This is a genomic window from Streptomyces sp. NPDC014676 (assembly GCF_043084105.1).
GTDB lineage: Bacteria > Actinomycetota > Actinomycetes > Streptomycetales > Streptomycetaceae > Streptomyces.
Map to the genome: position 1 here is coordinate 415581 of NZ_JBIBZI010000005.1, position 14084 is coordinate 429664.

At 73.1% G+C, this 14084-nt stretch carries 12 protein-coding genes; 8 read left to right on the top strand and 4 right to left on the bottom strand.

Features of this window, described 5'->3' with window-relative positions; translation table 11 throughout:
• Window positions 1–77: 77 nt before the first annotated feature.
• The 4 genes from ACF1DX_RS17405 (at window position 78) to ACF1DX_RS17420 (ending at window position 4510) form a co-directional block, all read left to right on the top strand.
• On the top strand, window positions 78–1028 hold the full coding sequence (locus ACF1DX_RS17405) for a cytochrome c oxidase assembly protein (protein ID WP_391792014.1): 951 nt from the start codon (window positions 78–80) through the stop codon (window positions 1026–1028).
• 201 nt (window positions 1029–1229) lie between these two features.
• Window positions 1230–2510, top strand: a complete 1281-nt coding sequence (locus ACF1DX_RS17410; protein WP_391792145.1) for a DUF6777 domain-containing protein — start codon at window positions 1230–1232, stop codon at window positions 2508–2510.
• 4 nt (window positions 2511–2514) lie between these two features.
• A complete protein-coding gene (locus tag ACF1DX_RS17415) occupies window positions 2515–4320 on the top strand; it encodes a protein kinase (protein ID WP_391792015.1) in 1806 nt (601 codons plus the stop codon).
• A 13-nt stretch (window positions 4321–4333) separates the two neighbouring features.
• Entirely contained in the window at window positions 4334–4510 is a 177-nt protein-coding gene (locus tag ACF1DX_RS17420; protein ID WP_391792016.1) for a hypothetical protein, read from the top strand.
• 21 nt (window positions 4511–4531) lie between these two features.
• Here ACF1DX_RS17420 and ACF1DX_RS17425 read toward each other — a convergent pair whose 3' ends face one another.
• Genes ACF1DX_RS17425 through ACF1DX_RS17440 form a run of 4 tightly spaced genes read right to left on the bottom strand, consistent with a single transcriptional unit; the run spans window position 4532 to window position 8607 of the window.
• Window positions 4532–5737, bottom strand: a complete 1206-nt coding sequence (locus ACF1DX_RS17425; protein ID WP_391792017.1) for a sensor histidine kinase — start codon at window positions 5735–5737, stop codon at window positions 4532–4534.
• On the bottom strand, window positions 5734–7446 hold the full coding sequence (locus ACF1DX_RS17430; RefSeq protein ID WP_391792018.1) for a cation acetate symporter: 1713 nt from the start codon (window positions 7444–7446) through the stop codon (window positions 5734–5736). The genes ACF1DX_RS17425 and ACF1DX_RS17430 overlap by 4 nt, the downstream gene beginning before the upstream one ends.
• A 19-nt stretch (window positions 7447–7465) precedes the next feature.
• On the bottom strand, window positions 7466–7822 hold the full coding sequence (locus tag ACF1DX_RS17435; RefSeq protein ID WP_391792019.1) for a hypothetical protein: 357 nt from the start codon (window positions 7820–7822) through the stop codon (window positions 7466–7468).
• 11 nt (window positions 7823–7833) lie between these two features.
• A complete protein-coding gene (locus tag ACF1DX_RS17440) occupies window positions 7834–8607 on the bottom strand; it encodes a LytR/AlgR family response regulator transcription factor (RefSeq protein ID WP_391792020.1) in 774 nt (257 codons plus the stop codon).
• 77 nt (window positions 8608–8684) lie between these two features.
• Between ACF1DX_RS17440 and ACF1DX_RS17445 the strand changes: the two genes are divergently transcribed.
• The 4 genes from ACF1DX_RS17445 (at window position 8685) to ACF1DX_RS17460 (ending at window position 13941) form a co-directional block, all read left to right on the top strand.
• The gene (locus ACF1DX_RS17445) at window positions 8685–9188 is read left to right on the top strand and encodes an Lrp/AsnC family transcriptional regulator (protein WP_391792021.1); all 504 of its coding nucleotides are present in this window, start codon (window positions 8685–8687) and stop codon (window positions 9186–9188) included.
• Between the two features lie 124 nt (window positions 9189–9312).
• Window positions 9313–10125 carry a dimethylargininase gene (gene ddaH / locus ACF1DX_RS17450; protein WP_391792022.1) on the top strand — a complete coding sequence of 271 codons (813 nt, stop codon included), beginning with the start codon at window positions 9313–9315 and terminating at the stop codon, window positions 10123–10125.
• Window positions 10122–11348, top strand: coding sequence for an ornithine--oxo-acid transaminase (rocD, locus tag ACF1DX_RS17455; protein ID WP_391792023.1), 1227 nt, complete (start codon window positions 10122–10124; stop codon window positions 11346–11348). The genes ddaH and rocD overlap by 4 nt, the downstream gene beginning before the upstream one ends.
• A gap of 127 nt (window positions 11349–11475) precedes the next feature.
• Window positions 11476–13941, top strand: a complete 2466-nt coding sequence (locus tag ACF1DX_RS17460; protein ID WP_391792024.1) for a SpoIIE family protein phosphatase — start codon at window positions 11476–11478, stop codon at window positions 13939–13941.
• Window positions 13942–14084 lie beyond the last annotated feature (143 nt).

The following is a 14084-nucleotide window of genomic DNA, read 5'->3' on the forward strand; positions in this document are numbered from 1 at the left end:
CACAGGTGTGGCCGGGGTCGGTCGTACTCTGAGTGCGGACAGACTGCGTACAACCCCCACGAAACAGGAGCCGGTGGATGGATCACGGCGGGCACGGCATGACCATGGATCTGCCGCCGTTCACGCTGGGGCGAGGGCTCGGCTGGTCGGCGGACTCCTTCTTCCTCATCGCCTGCCTGCTCGGGCTGGCACTGTACGGCTGGGGTGTGGTCCGGCTGGTGCGGCGCGGTGACAAGTGGCCGGTGGGGCGGACCGTCGCGTTCGTCGCCGGTGTGCTGAGCATCGGGCTCATGATGTGCACCAGGCTGAACGACTACGGCATGGTCATGTTCAGCGTGCACATGGTGCAGCACATGGTGATCAGCATGGTGTCGCCGATCCTGATCCTGCTCGGCGCCCCGATCACCCTGGCCCTGCGCGCGCTGCCGCCGGCCGGGCGGGGCCGGAAGGGGCCGCGCGAGCTGCTGCTGATGCTGCTGCACAGCCGCTACATGCGGGTCGTCACCCACCCGGTGTTCACCATCCCCCTGTTCATCGCGAGCCTGTACGGCCTGTACTTCACCCCGCTGTTCGACTTCCTGATGGGCTCAAAGGTGGGGCACATCGCGATGATGGTGCACTTCCTCGCCGTCGGCCTGGTCTTCTTCTGGCCGATCATGGGGGTGGATCCGGGGCCGCACCGGCCGGGGTATCTGATGCGGATGCTGGAGCTGTTCGCGGGCATGCCGTTCCACGCGTTCTTCGGCATCGCGCTGATGATGGCGTCGACGCCGATGGTCACGACCTTCGAGAACCCGCCCGGCTCGCTCGCCGTCGACGCGCTGTCCGACCAGAACGCGGCCGGCGGTATCGCCTGGGCGTTCAGCGAGGTCCCCTCCGTACTGGTACTGCTCGCGCTGCTGTTCCAGTGGTACGCCTCGGACCAGCGGCAGGCCAGGCGCGAGGACCGTGCCGCCGACCGGGACGGGGACAAGGAACTCGAGGCGTACAACGCCTACCTGGCCTCACTGAACGCACGCGGGAACTGAGTTCACCGTCTCCCCGATCCCCTTGAACGGGGATTTTCCACCGGTAGCATGAATGCGTCGGGGGAACCGCAGGGGGGAGCGGTGATGGCACTTCACGCGTTCACGCACAGGGCGGGAAAAGCGGCGATTCGGAAGATCGCCGTCCTGTCGTCATTACTTCTTGTCGCCAGTGGGTGCGATTCAGGTGCACCTTTGTTCGACGTGAAGGCGGTGGCCGCGGGAGCCGCCTCCCTCGCGCCGTTCTTCGACGAGCGCAGCGGACTCGGGCGGGATGCCGACGTGCGGTCGCGGCCCGCTCACGGCGGTCTCCGGCAGGGGGACACGCCCGGCCTGTACGGGGGCACCGCCGAGGCGGCGATCTGCGACGTCGCGCGGTTGAAGCGGTATCTCACCGAGCCGCGCAACGACCGCAAGGCACGTGCCTGGGCCGGGGCGCTGGATCTCCGTACGGATGAGATACCGGGGTATCTCGACGGGCTCACCCCTGTTCTCCTGCGTCACGACACTCTGGTGCGGAACCACGACTACAAAAAGGGAAAGGCTGTTCCCTTCAACGCACTGCTTCAGGCGGGAATCGCGATTCTGGTCGACGAGCAGGGTATGCCGGCGGTGAAGTGCTCGTGCGGAAATCCGCTGCGTCCCTTCGAGGGGGACAGGAACAGGATTTCCGTCTCGTTCGACGGCGGAAACGAGCGGTGGAAGGGGTACGACCGTTCCGAGGTCGTGGTCGTACGGCCCGCCTCCCACGAACTGGAGCGGATCGCCCTCGTCGATGTGGAGGATCCCGGCCGGGGCATCGAGCGGCCCGTGGGGACGGCGGGCGAGGAGGACACCGCCTTCGACACGAGGAAGCGGCGGGCGGTGCCGTCCCTCATCGGCACCACGTTCGGTGAGGCGAGCCGGCGGCTGGCCGGGCGGGGGCTGGCGGTCGCGTACGACGGGGAGGAGCTGCCGCCGGACGGCGCGCGGGTCACGGCGTCCGATCCGGCCGCCGGGGCCGAGCTGCGTTTCGGGACGCACGTCACGCTGAGCGTGGTGAAGGACGGGAGTCCGTCCGGTGGTGGGACCACTCCCCCGGAACCGTCACGACCGACGACGAGTCCCGCATCCCCGTCCTCGCCGTCCACGCCGTCCTCGCCGTCCACGCCGTCCGCACCATCCTCACCGTCCGCGCCGTCCGCGCCGTCCTCCGGCCCGTCGAGGTCCGAGCGGCCGGCGTCGTCGAGCGGGACGTCGGAAGCCCCATCCACGCCGGCCGACCCGGCACCGCCGCCTCCGCCGAGCAGCTCCTCCGGCCCACCGCCTTCCCCGCGCTCCGCGCCTCCGGACGCCCCCGGAACCACCTTCACGCCTCCCCGCACCGCTCCCCCGCCGCCCACCGGCGGACCCGCGAGCAGCGCTCCGGCCACGAGCGTGCCCGCCACCTCCGAAGCACCCACCACGAGCGCCCCCGCTGAGCGCCCCCGCCGGACCCGGGAGTGACCGGATGCCCTCATCACCGACGTCGGGAGTGGGCCGGGTCATCGCCGGCCGCTATCTGCTGCTGCGCCGGCTGGGCAGCGGCGGCATGGGACACGTCTGGCTCGCCCACGACCAGAGACTCGCGTGCGAGGTCGCGCTGAAGGAGATCGTGTTCGGCGACCCGGCCGAGCCCGGCCAGGAGCGGGAGGCCCGGGTCGCCCGGGCGCGCGCCGAGGCCCGGCACGCGGCCGGTCTGCGCGGTCACCCCCATGTGGTGACCGTGCACGACGTGCTGGAACACGAGGGACTGCCGTGGATCGTCATGGAGTACGTGGCGGGCGCCGTCGACCTGCGGGAGCTGCTCGCCCGGAGCGGTCCGCCCGCCCCCGCCGAGTGCGCCCGGATCGGGCTGGCCGTGCTGGACGCGCTGACCGCCGGGCACGAGCGGGGCGTGATGCACCGGGACGTGAAACCGGCGAACATCCTGCTGGCACCGGACCGCACCGGATCGCCGTACGGGCGGGTGCTGCTCACCGACTACGGCATCTCGGTGCGGCCGGACACCGGGGAGACGCGGTACACGATGGCGTCCGCGCTGGTCGGCACGGCGGGCTACCTGGCACCGGAGCGGGCCACCGGCGGTCCGCCCACCCCCGCGGCCGACCTGTTCTCACTGGGCTGCACGCTCTACCACGCGGTGGAGGGGCGCGGCCCCTTCGCGCGGGAGTCCCCGCTGGCCTCGGTCACGGCCGTGGTCATGGAGGACCCGCGTCCACCGGTGCGGGCGGGCGCGCTGGAGCCGGTGCTGCGGGGACTGCTCACCAAGGATCCGGAGCTGCGGGCGACAGCGCGGGAGGTGGAGGCCGAACTGGCGCGGATCGTGACGCCCCAGACGGAGGCGTACGCGCGGACGCGGACGGACCTCGGTTCCCAGCCGCCCTGGGCCGCCTCCGCGCACCCGGCGTCCGAGGCGGGCGCGCGGGGCCCCACCGCCACCGGCACCCGCCGCCGTCCCCGCCCGCACGCGTTGCGCGCCGCCCTCGTCGGCGGGCTGGGCCTGGTGCTGGCGCTGGGCGGTGCCTGGTACGCGCTGGCCGGCCGGGAGAGCGGAGGCGGGACGGCGGTGCCGTACGGGGAGGCGGTCGGGCTGGCCGAGCCGCTGAAGGAGGGCGACTGCGTGCTGGCCGACTGGCCCGGCGGCTCCCCGTTCACCGGCACGCCCCGGCTGACCCTCGACCCGACCTGCGCGGACCAGGCGCCCGACGGACAGGTCGTGACGTTCGTCGAGGCCGCCTCGGACGAGGAGGCGCGGGAGCGGGGCCCGGCCCGCTGCGAGGAGCGGACGCGGGAGCTGCGCGGCCGGCTGGCCGACGTACGCGCTCTGGCCGTCGTACCCACGCCGGACGGGTTCGAGGCGGCCGGGGGGCGTACCGCCTGTCTGGTGCTGGGGGCGCACGGGCCGGTGTACGGGCCGCTCGGGGACCGGCGCCGCCCGGGGACGGCGTTCGCCGACACGGCGACCATGCAGCGGCGGGACTGCCTGGACGTACGGTCCCGCCGGGAGGCGCGGCTGGTGTCGTGCGACGGGAGGTACGACGAGCAGGTGCTCGGGTTCACCCGGCTGGGCGAGGACGTCACGCTCGCCGAGGCGCGCACCGAGTCGGACACGGCGTGTGCGCGCGAGGTGCCGCCACGTGACTACGGTTTCGACCCGTCGGTCCACGAAGCGGGATCGTGGACCAGCGAGGGGCCCTGGAAATCGGGCACACATGTCGTCGTGTGCACCGTAAGGAGGCAGAACGGGGGCACCATGGAGGGAGCCGAACCATGAGGAGGGTGTCGCGATGCCCGGTTCCACGAACGGTTCCACGTCGACGAAGACCATGGGGGTGCTCACCGTCGGCGGTCTGGTCGCCGTGACGGCGTACACGGTGGCGCTCGGCAGCAACGGCTGGCTGTGGTTCGGCTGGGTCGTCCTGGGGCTGATCACCTTGGGAATGGTGGCCACCCACAGCACCTGAGGAACGCCTGGGCGGCCTGCCTCACCTCGGGGTGAGCCGCCCCGTCAGGTGCACGCCCGGCTGGTACTTCGGCAGCCGGACGGTGATCTTCATGCCCGCGCCCACGGCCGTCTCGATGACGAGGCCGTGGTCGTCGCCGTAGACCTGACGGAGCCGGTCGTCGACGTTGGACAGTCCGATGCCGCCGGTGGGGCTGACCTCGCGGGCGAGGATGCGGCGGAGCAGGCCGGGGTCCATTCCGGCGCCGTCGTCCTCGATGACGACCAGGGCCTCGGCGCCGGCGTCCTGCGCGGTGATCTGGATGCGGCACGTGTCGGCCTTGCCCTCCAGTCCGTGCTTGACGGCGTTCTCCACCAGCGGCTGGAGGCAGAGGAAGGGCAGCGCGACCGGCAGCACCTCGGGGGCGATCTGCAGGGTGACGGAGAGGCGGTCGCCGAAGCGTGCCCGCACCAGCGCCAGATAGTGGTCGATGGCGTGGAGTTCGTCGGCGAGGGTGGTGAAGTCGCCGTGCCGGCGGAACGAGTAGCGGGTGAAGTCGGCGAATTCCAGGAGCAGTTCGCGGGCCCGTTCGGGGTCGGTGCGCACGAACGAGGCGATCACGGCGAGCGAGTTGAAGATGAAGTGCGGGGAGATCTGGGCGCGCAGGGCCCTGATCTCGGCCTCGATGAGGCGGGTGCGGGACTGGTCGAGGTCGGCCAGTTCGAGCTGGACGGAAACCCAGCGGGCGACCTCCCCGGCGGCCCGGACCAGGACCGCGGACTCGCGGGGCGCGCAGGCGACGAGCGCGCCGTGCACCCGGTCGTCGACGGTGAGCGGGGCGACGACCGCCCAGCGCACCGAGCAGTCGGGGGTGTCGCAGGTGAGCGGGAAGGCCTCGCCGCGGCCGGTGTCGAGGGGGCCGGTGAGGCGCTCCATGATCTCGGCGCGGTGGTGGGCGCCGACGCCGTCCCAGACGAGGACCCGGTCGCGGTCGGTGAGGCAGAGGGCGTCCGTCCCCAGCAGGGAGCGCAGTTTGCGGGCGGACTTGCCGGCGGTCTCCTCCGTCAGGCCGGCCCGCAGCGGGGGCGTGGCCAGGGACGCGGTGTGCAGGGTCTCGAAGGTGGCGTGCTCGACGGGGGTGCCGAGTCCGGCGAGGCCGGCGGGACGGGCGGTGCGCCGGCCGATCCAGAACCCGGCGGCCAGCAGGGGCAGGACGGCGACGAGCAGACCGGCGAGGAAACCGCTCATGCGGACACCTCCGTACGGAGTTCCTCCGGCAGGTGGAAGCGGGCCAGGACCGCCGCCGTGCCGGGCGGCACCCGGCCGGGGGTGGCCAGGGACACCAGGATCATGGTGAGGAAGCCCAGCGGCACCGACCACAGCGCGGGCCAGGCGAGCAGGGCGTGCCAGGGCCCCGCGCCCGGGTAGCCGGCCATGGTCGCGGCGACGGCGAGGAACGCGGAGCCGCCGCCCACCAGCATCCCGGCCGCGGCGCCCGGCGGGGTGAGCCGGCGCCACCAGATGCCGAGGACGAGCAGCGGGCAGAACGACGAGGCCGACACGGCGAAGGCGAGCCCCACGGCGTCGGCCACCGGCAGCCCGCCGACCAGGAGGCTCGCCCCGAGCGGTACGGCCATGGCGAGCACGGTGCCGAGCCGGAAGTGCCGTACGCCGCGGGTGGGGAGCACGTCCTGGGTGAGCACGCCGGCGACGGCCATGGTGAGCCCGGAGGCCGTCGACAGGAACGCGGCGAAGGCGCCCCCGGCGACCAGCGCCCCGAGGAGGTCTCCGCCCGTCCCGCCGATCATGCGGCCGGGCAGGAGCAGGACGGCGGCGTCCGCGTCGCCGGTGAGGGTGAGCTCGGGCGCGTAGAGCCGGCCGAGGGCTCCGTAGACCGGCGGGAGGAGGTAGAAGGCGCCGATCAGGCCGAGGACCGCGACGGTGGTGCGGCGGGCGGCGACGCCGTGCGGGCTGGTGTAGAAGCGGACCACCACGTGGGGCAGGCCCATGGTGCCGAAGAAGGTGGCGAGGATCAGCCCGTACGTGGCGTACAGCGGACGTTCCTCGCGGGACTCGGCGCGGGAGGGCGACAGGGCGTCGTCGGCGCCGTGTCCGGCGGCGGGGACCTCGGTGCCCTCGGCGAAGGTGAGCCGGGTGCCGCCGTCGACGCGGTGGGTGCCGGCGGGCAGGCTCACTTCGGTGCCGTCGAGGTCGCGGCCGTCGACGGTGCCGTCCACCGTGACGGTGAGCGGTCCCTCGAGCCGGAGGTCGAGGGTGTCGTCGACGCGGACCACCCGCTGCTCGCGGAAGGCGGCCGGCTCGTCGAAGGCGTGGCTGGGGGCGCCGTCGCTCTGCCAGGCGGCGATCAGGAAGAGCGCGGGGACGAGCAGGGCGGTGAGTTTCAGCCAGTACTGGAAGGCCTGGACGAAGGTGATGCTGCGCATGCCGCCCGCGCCGACGATGACGGTGACCACGACGGCGACGATCACCCCGCCGAGCCAGTCGGGCGCCCCGGTGAGGACGGTCAGGGTGAGCCCCGCGCCCTGGAGCTGCGGCAGCAGGTACAGCCAGCCGACGCCGACGACGGAGGCGCCCGCGAGCCGCCGTACCGTCTGCGAGGCGAGCCGGGCCTCGGCGAAGTCGGGCAGCGTGTAGGCGCCGGAGCGGCGCAGCGGGGCGGCGACGAACAGCAGCAGCACCAGGTAGCCGGCGGTGTAGCCGACCGGGTACCAGAGCATGTCCGGGCCCTGGACGAGGACGAGTCCCGCGATGCCCAGGAAGGAGGCGGCGGAGAGGTACTCGCCGCTGATGGCGGCCGCGTTGAGGCGGGGGCCGACGGTGCGGGAGGCGACGTAGAAGTCGGAGGTGGTGCGGGAGACGCGCAGGCCGAAGGCGCCGACGAGGACGGTCGCGAGGACGACGAGGGCGACGGCGGGAACGGCGTAGGCGGAGTTCACGGCGGTGTGCGTCCCGGTCTCAGCGGTCCTCGACGAGCCGCACGAAGTCGCGTTCGTTGCGTTCGGCGCGGCGCACGTACCAGCGGGCGAGCAGGACCAGCGGGGGGTACAGCCCGAAGCCGAGCACCGCCCACTCCAGGCGGGCGTCCTGGGCGGCGGCGAAGACCAGCGGGAGCGGGCCGATGAGCAGGACGAGGACGGCGAACACGACGAGTCCGGTGCGCAGCTGGATGCGCATCAGGGAGCGGACGTAGGTGTGGCCGAGGGTGGTCTGCTCGTCGATCTCGGTGCGCGGGCGGTAGTGGCCGGAGGAGCGGCGGGCGCGGCGGGGCGGGCCGGTGACGACCACGCGGCGTTCGGTCGGGTCCTGGGGCATGCGTCCTCCCCCTAGCTCGTGGTCCGGCGCATCAGCAGGTCCCGCAGTTCACGGGCGTGCCGCCGGCTGACCTGGAGTTCCTCGGAGCCGATCAGGACGCTCACGGTGCCCGCGTCGAGCCGGAGCTCGCCGATGTGGCGCAGGGCGACCAGATGGCGGCGGTGGATGCGGACGAAGCCGCGGGAGCGCCAGCGCTCCTCCAGGGTGGAGAGCGGGATCCGTACGAGGTGGCTGCCCCGGTCGGTGTGCAGGCGGGCGTAGTCGCCCTGGGCCTCGACGTGGGTGATGTCGTCGACGGCGACGAAGCGGGTCACGCCGCCGAGTTCGACGGGGATGTGGTCGGGGTCGGGTTCGTGCACGGGGATGCGCGGGGCGGCGGTGTCGCGCCGCGCGGCGGCGCGCAGCTCGACGACGCGGCGGACCGCCTCGGCCAGCCGTTCCCTGCGCACGGGTTTGAGGACGTAGTCGGCGGCCTTGAGGTCGAAGGCCTGGACGGCGAAGTCCTCGTGGGCGGTGACGAACACGACGAACGGCGGCCGGGCGAACCCGGTGAGCAGCCGGGCCAGGTCGAGGCCGTCGAGGCCGGGCATCTGGATGTCGAGGAAGACGACGTCGATGGCCTCGGGCCCGTCGGGTCCCGACTCCAGGGCGCGGTTGATGCGGCGCAGCGCCTCGGTGGCGTCGCCGGCACCCTCGGCGCTGCCGATGCGGGGGTCGGTGTTCAGCAGGTAGAGCAGTTCCTCCAGTGAGGGACGTTCGTCGTCGACGGCGAGGGCGCGCAGCATGAAGGTGGAGTGTAGGGGTGATTTCCACGTCTGGACATGCCCCGGACGTGGGCGTTCGCGCTGGATACAGTGCCCGCATGAACAGCAGGCCCGCCTCCTTCGACGAACTCGACCGGAAGATCGTCACCGCGCTGATGGCGAACGCCAGGACGTCCTTCGCCGAGATCGGCGCGGCCGTCGGGCTGTCGTCGACGGCGGTCAAGCGCCGGGTGGACCGGCTGCGCGAGACCGGGGTGATCACCGGGTTCACGGCGACGGTGCGGCCGTCCGCGCTGGGCTGGCGCACCGAGGCGTACGTCGAGGTGTACTGCGAGGGGGCGGCGCCGCCCCGGCGGCTGGCGGAGGTGGTGCGCAACCACCCGGAGATCGCCGCGGCGATGACGGTGACCGGCGGCGCGGACGCGCTGCTGCACGTGCGGGCGCGGGACGTGGAGCACTTCGAGGAGGTGCTGGAGCGGATCCGCCAGGAGCCGTTCATCCGGAAGACGATCAGTGTGATGGTGCTGTCCCATCTGCTGCCGGACAGTCCTGAGGCAGGAGTGAGCCAGCCGGCTCCGGACGGCGCAGCGGACGTGCGCTGAACGGGGGAACCGCGCAGCGTTCCTGCGTGAACGCGCAGCTTTTGTTCCTTGTCGCCCGTATCACTCGCTTCCTACCGTGGTCTCACCCCCTGTCGGAACCGCGTGGAAGCGGAGGAACCCCTCTGTGCCCGACTCCCGTGTGGCGTCCCGGCGGCGCTATCTCGTCTGCGAACCCAGACACTTCGCCGTCCGGTACGCGATCAATCCCTGGATGCGTCCCGACCGCCCCGTCGACGTCGCCCTGGCGCAGCGCCAGTGGCGGTCGCTGATCGCCGCCTACAGCGAGCACGGTCATACCGTGGAGAGCGTGACGCCCGAGCCCGGACTGCCCGACATGGTGTTCGCCGCGAACGCGGCGGTCGTCGTGGAGGGCCGCGTCTTCGGCTCCCTGTTCCTGGCGCCCGAGCGGCGTCCGGAGTCCGTGCCGTACGAGGCCTGGTTCAAGGCCGAGGGGTACGAGGTGCACCACCCCGAGTCGGTGTGCGAGGGCGAGGGCGACCTGGTGCCCGCCGGGCGCTGGATCCTCGCCGGCACCGGCTTCCGCACCACTCCCGAGGCGCACCGCGAGGCGCAGGAGTTCTTCGGGGTGCCGGTGATCGGCCTGACACTGGTGGATCCGTACTTCTACCACCTGGACACGGCGCTGTTCGTGCTGGACGAGGAGAACGTCGCGTACTACCCGGAGGCGTTCTCGCCGGGCAGCCGCGAGGTGCTCGCCCGGCTGTATCCGGACGCGGTGCTCGCGACCCGTGAGGACGCGATGGCGTTCGGGCTGAACTCCGTCTCCGACGGACGCCATGTGTTCATCTCCCCCGGGGCCACCGCCCTGGCCGCCCGGCTCGCCGACCGCGGCTACGTTCCCGTCCCCGTCGACCTGTCCGAATTCCACAAGGCGGGCGGGGGCATCAAGTGCTGCACACAGGAGATCCGCTCATGACTGCTGTCGTCCCCGCGCGTACGTCCGCCGAGCTGATCGGCGCGGAGGAGCCGGTCCTCGCGCACAACTACCACCCGCTGCCCGTGGTCGTCGCCCGCGCGGAGGGCGCCTGGGTGGAGGACGTGGAGGGCCGACGGTACCTCGACATGCTGGCCGGCTACTCGGCGCTCAACTTCGGCCACCGGCATCCGGCGCTGGTCGAGGCGGCGCACCGCCAGCTCGACCGGCTCACGCTGACCTCGCGCGCGTTCCACAACGACCGGCTCGCGGAGTTCGCGGAGCGGCTGGCCGCGCTGACCGGTCTGGACATGGTGCTGCCCATGAACACCGGTGCGGAGGCGGTGGAGAGCGGGATCAAGGTGGCCCGCAAGTGGGCCTACGACGTGAAGGGCGTCCCGGCGGACCGGGCGACGATCGTGGTGGCGGCGGACAACTTCCACGGCCGTACGACGACGATCGTGAGCTTCTCGACGGACGAGGTGGCGCGGGCCGGGTTCGGGCCGTTCACCCCGGGCTTCCGGGTGGTGCCGTACAACGATCTCGCGGCGCTGGAGGCGGCGGTCGACGAGACGACGGCGGCGGTGCTGATCGAGCCGGTCCAGGGCGAGGCGGGCGTGATCGTCCCGGACGACGGCTACCTCACCGGGGTGCGGGAACTGACGCGCCGCGCGGGGTGCCTGTTCGTCGCCGACGAGATCCAGTCGGGGCTCGGCCGCACCGGCCGTACGCTCGCCGTGGAGCACGAGTCGGTCGTCCCGGACGTGGTGCTGCTCGGCAAGGCGCTGGGCGGCGGCATCGTCCCGGTGTCGGCGGTGGTGGCCCGGCGGGAGGTGCTCGAGGTGCTCCATCCGGGTGAGCACGGGTCGACCTTCGGCGGCAATCCGCTGGCCGCGGCGGTCGGTACGGCCGTGGTGGAGCTGCTGGAGACGGGCGAGTTCCAGCGCCGGGCGGCGGAACTGGGCGGGATCCTGCGCGAGGGCCTGGAGTCGCTCGTCGGCAAGGGCGTGGTCGGGTTCCGCTCCCGCGGTCTGTGGGCGGGCGTGGACGTCGACCCGGCGCTCGGCACCGGCCGTGAGATCAGCGAACGCCTGATGCGGGAGGGCGTCCTGGTCAAGGACACCCATGGCTCCACCATCCGCCTGGCCCCGCCGCTGACCGTCACGGCGGAGGAGCTGCAGGGTGCCCTGCGCACCGTGGAGAAGGTCCTGGCCCGGCAGGTCTGAGCCCCCGCCGTCCCCCGCCGAGGGGCCCGGCGGGGGACGGCGTATCCCAGGGAGCCCTCATCCCGCCCGAAGGGTGAAGATGGGGACAAGAGGGGATGGACCACTCTCAGCGACAGAGAGGTCGGCCGTGGGCGGACACAAGGAGCAGGACGTTGCCCGGCAGGGGTTCGATGTGGCCGACGCCGTTCCCCTGTTGCTCGATCCGCACGGCATGGTGTCGAGCTGGACCGCCGGGGCCGAGCGGCTGCTGGGGTACCGCGCCGCCGAGGCCGTGGGCCGCAAGTTCGCCGAGCTGCTGGTCCCCGAGGACGCCGAGCGGGTGCCGGACCTGGTCGAGCGGTGCCGCTCGGACGGCGACTGGGCGGGGTTGATGACGGCCCGGCACCAGGACGGACGGCCGGTCGCGGTGATGGTGCGGATCACGCCGACCGTGGAGCCGCGGGGCCGTTCGTCGCTGCTGGTCCTGCTGTCGGAGCTGGCCGACTCGCCCGGCTGGGACATGAGCCGCGCCGTGCTGGAGCAGATGGTCACCGGGACGCCGATCGGCATCGCGATCGTGGACACGGAGCTGCGCTTCGTGTGGTCCAACGCCGCGCTCGAACAGTTCGGCGGCGGGCCGGCCGGGCGGCGCCTGGGGCTGCGGTTCGCGGACATCCAGCCGGGGCTGGACGCCGAGGCCGTCGAGGAGCGGATGCGGCACGTCCTGGACACCGGGGAACAGGTGGTCGGCTACGAGCTTGTCGGCCGGGCCCGCTCGGCACCGCTGCGCGAGACCGCGCACGTGCTGTCGTTCACCCGCCTCGACGACGCCCGGGGCCGTCCGACGGGCGTGTACTACACCGTCGTGGACGTCACCGAGCGGCACCGCGCCCGTCAGCGCCTCGCCCTGCTCGACCGGGCCGGCAAGCACATCGGCCGCTCCCTGGACGTCCTGCGCACCGCGCAGGAACTGGCGGACGTGGCCGTGCCGGAACTCGCGGACTACATCGTCGTGGACCTGCTGGAGCCGGTGCTGCGCGGCGCCGAGGTCCAGCCGGGGCCGCCCACCGGTTCCGGCCGGGTGCCGCTGTGCCGGGCGGGCCACCGGTCGCTGTACGAGGACCTGCCGCGGGCGGCCGTGGAGACCGGGACGGTCCTGTGGTACCTGGCGGATTCCCCGCCGGTGCACTGTCTGACCACGGGCCGGGCCTGGCTTCAGGAACGGCTCGACCCGCTCGCCCTGGCATGGGCCACGCCGCCGGGCGGCCGGGAGTCCACCTTCCTGGAGCTCGGCCTGCGGAGTGCGATGATCGTCCCGGTCCGGGCCCGGGGCGTCACCCTGGGCATCACCGGGTTCTTCCGCCGTCGGCACGACTCCTTCACCGAGGACGACCTCCATCTGGCCGAGGATCTCGTCTCCCGCGCCGCCGTCTGCGTGGACAACGCCCGGCGCTACACCCGCGAGCGGGACGCCGCGCTGGTCCTGCAGCGCAGTCTGCTGCCCCGCCGGCTGCCCGAGCAGGACGCCGTGGAGGTCTCCGCCTGCTACCGCCCGGCGGACGAGCTGACCGGGCTGGGCGGTGACTGGTACGACCTGATCCCGCTGTCCGGCGCCCGTGTCGCCCTGGTCGTCGGCGAGGTGCCGGGGCACGGCATCGACGCCGCCGCGGCCATGGGGCGGCTGCGCACCGCCGTACGGACGCTGGCCGCGATCGACCTGCCGCCCGAGGAGGTGCTCGCCCATCTGGACGACCTGGCGTCCCGGCTGGCACGGGACGAGGGCGACGGGGAGTCCGGGGACTTCCCCGGCCGGTCCGTCGGGTCCGGCTGCCTGTACGTCGTCTACGACCCGGTGACCGGGCAGTGCACGATGGCGGCCGCCGGCCATCCCGCGCCCGCCGTGGTGGCACCCGACGGCACGGTCACCTTCGTCGACCTCCCGCAGGGACCGGCGCTCGGTGTGGGCGGCCCGCCGTTCGAGGCGGTGGAGCTGGCCCTGACCGAGGGCAGCACGCTCGCCCTGCACACGGACGGTCTGCTGACCGGCGGGAAGCCCTCGCCCGACGGGAGGCCCTCGCCCGACGAGACGGACCGCGAACGGCTGCGGCAGGCCCTGCGGGGCACCGCGACCGCGCTCGAGCCGAGCTGCCACGCGGTGGTCGACATGCTGGTCCCGGCCAGACCGTACGACGACGTGGCCCTGCTGATGGCCCGTACCAAACGTCTCGCTCCCGGACGGATCGCGGTCTGGGACCTGCCGGCGGACCCGGCGGTCGTGGCCGAGGCCCGCAGGACCAGCACCCGGCAGCTGGCCCGCTGGGGGCTGGACGACCTGGTCTTCACCACGGAGCTGGTCGTCAGCGAACTGGTCACCAACGCCATACGGCACGCCGGCGGCCCCGTGCGGCTGCGGCTGATCCACGAGCGGGCGCTGGTGTGCGAGGTGTTCGACGGCGGCGCCGCCGCACCCCATCTGCGGCATCCCCGCGCGATGGACGAGGGCGGGCGCGGGCTGCTGCTGGTCTCGCAGCTCGCCCAGCGGTGGGGCACCCGGTTCGTCCCCGAAGGGAAGATCATCTGGGCGGAGCAGTCACTGACCGCGCCACTGGAATGAGACGAGGGCCCACGGCGGAAGCGCCCATCGACCACGCGGCGGTCCACCGGCCCCTGCCCGGCACAGGCCAAGGGGGACGGGCCGGCCGCGCAGCGCGCTGAGCGCCGCCTCCCGGGTGGCGCCACCGGCGACACGGCGCTGGT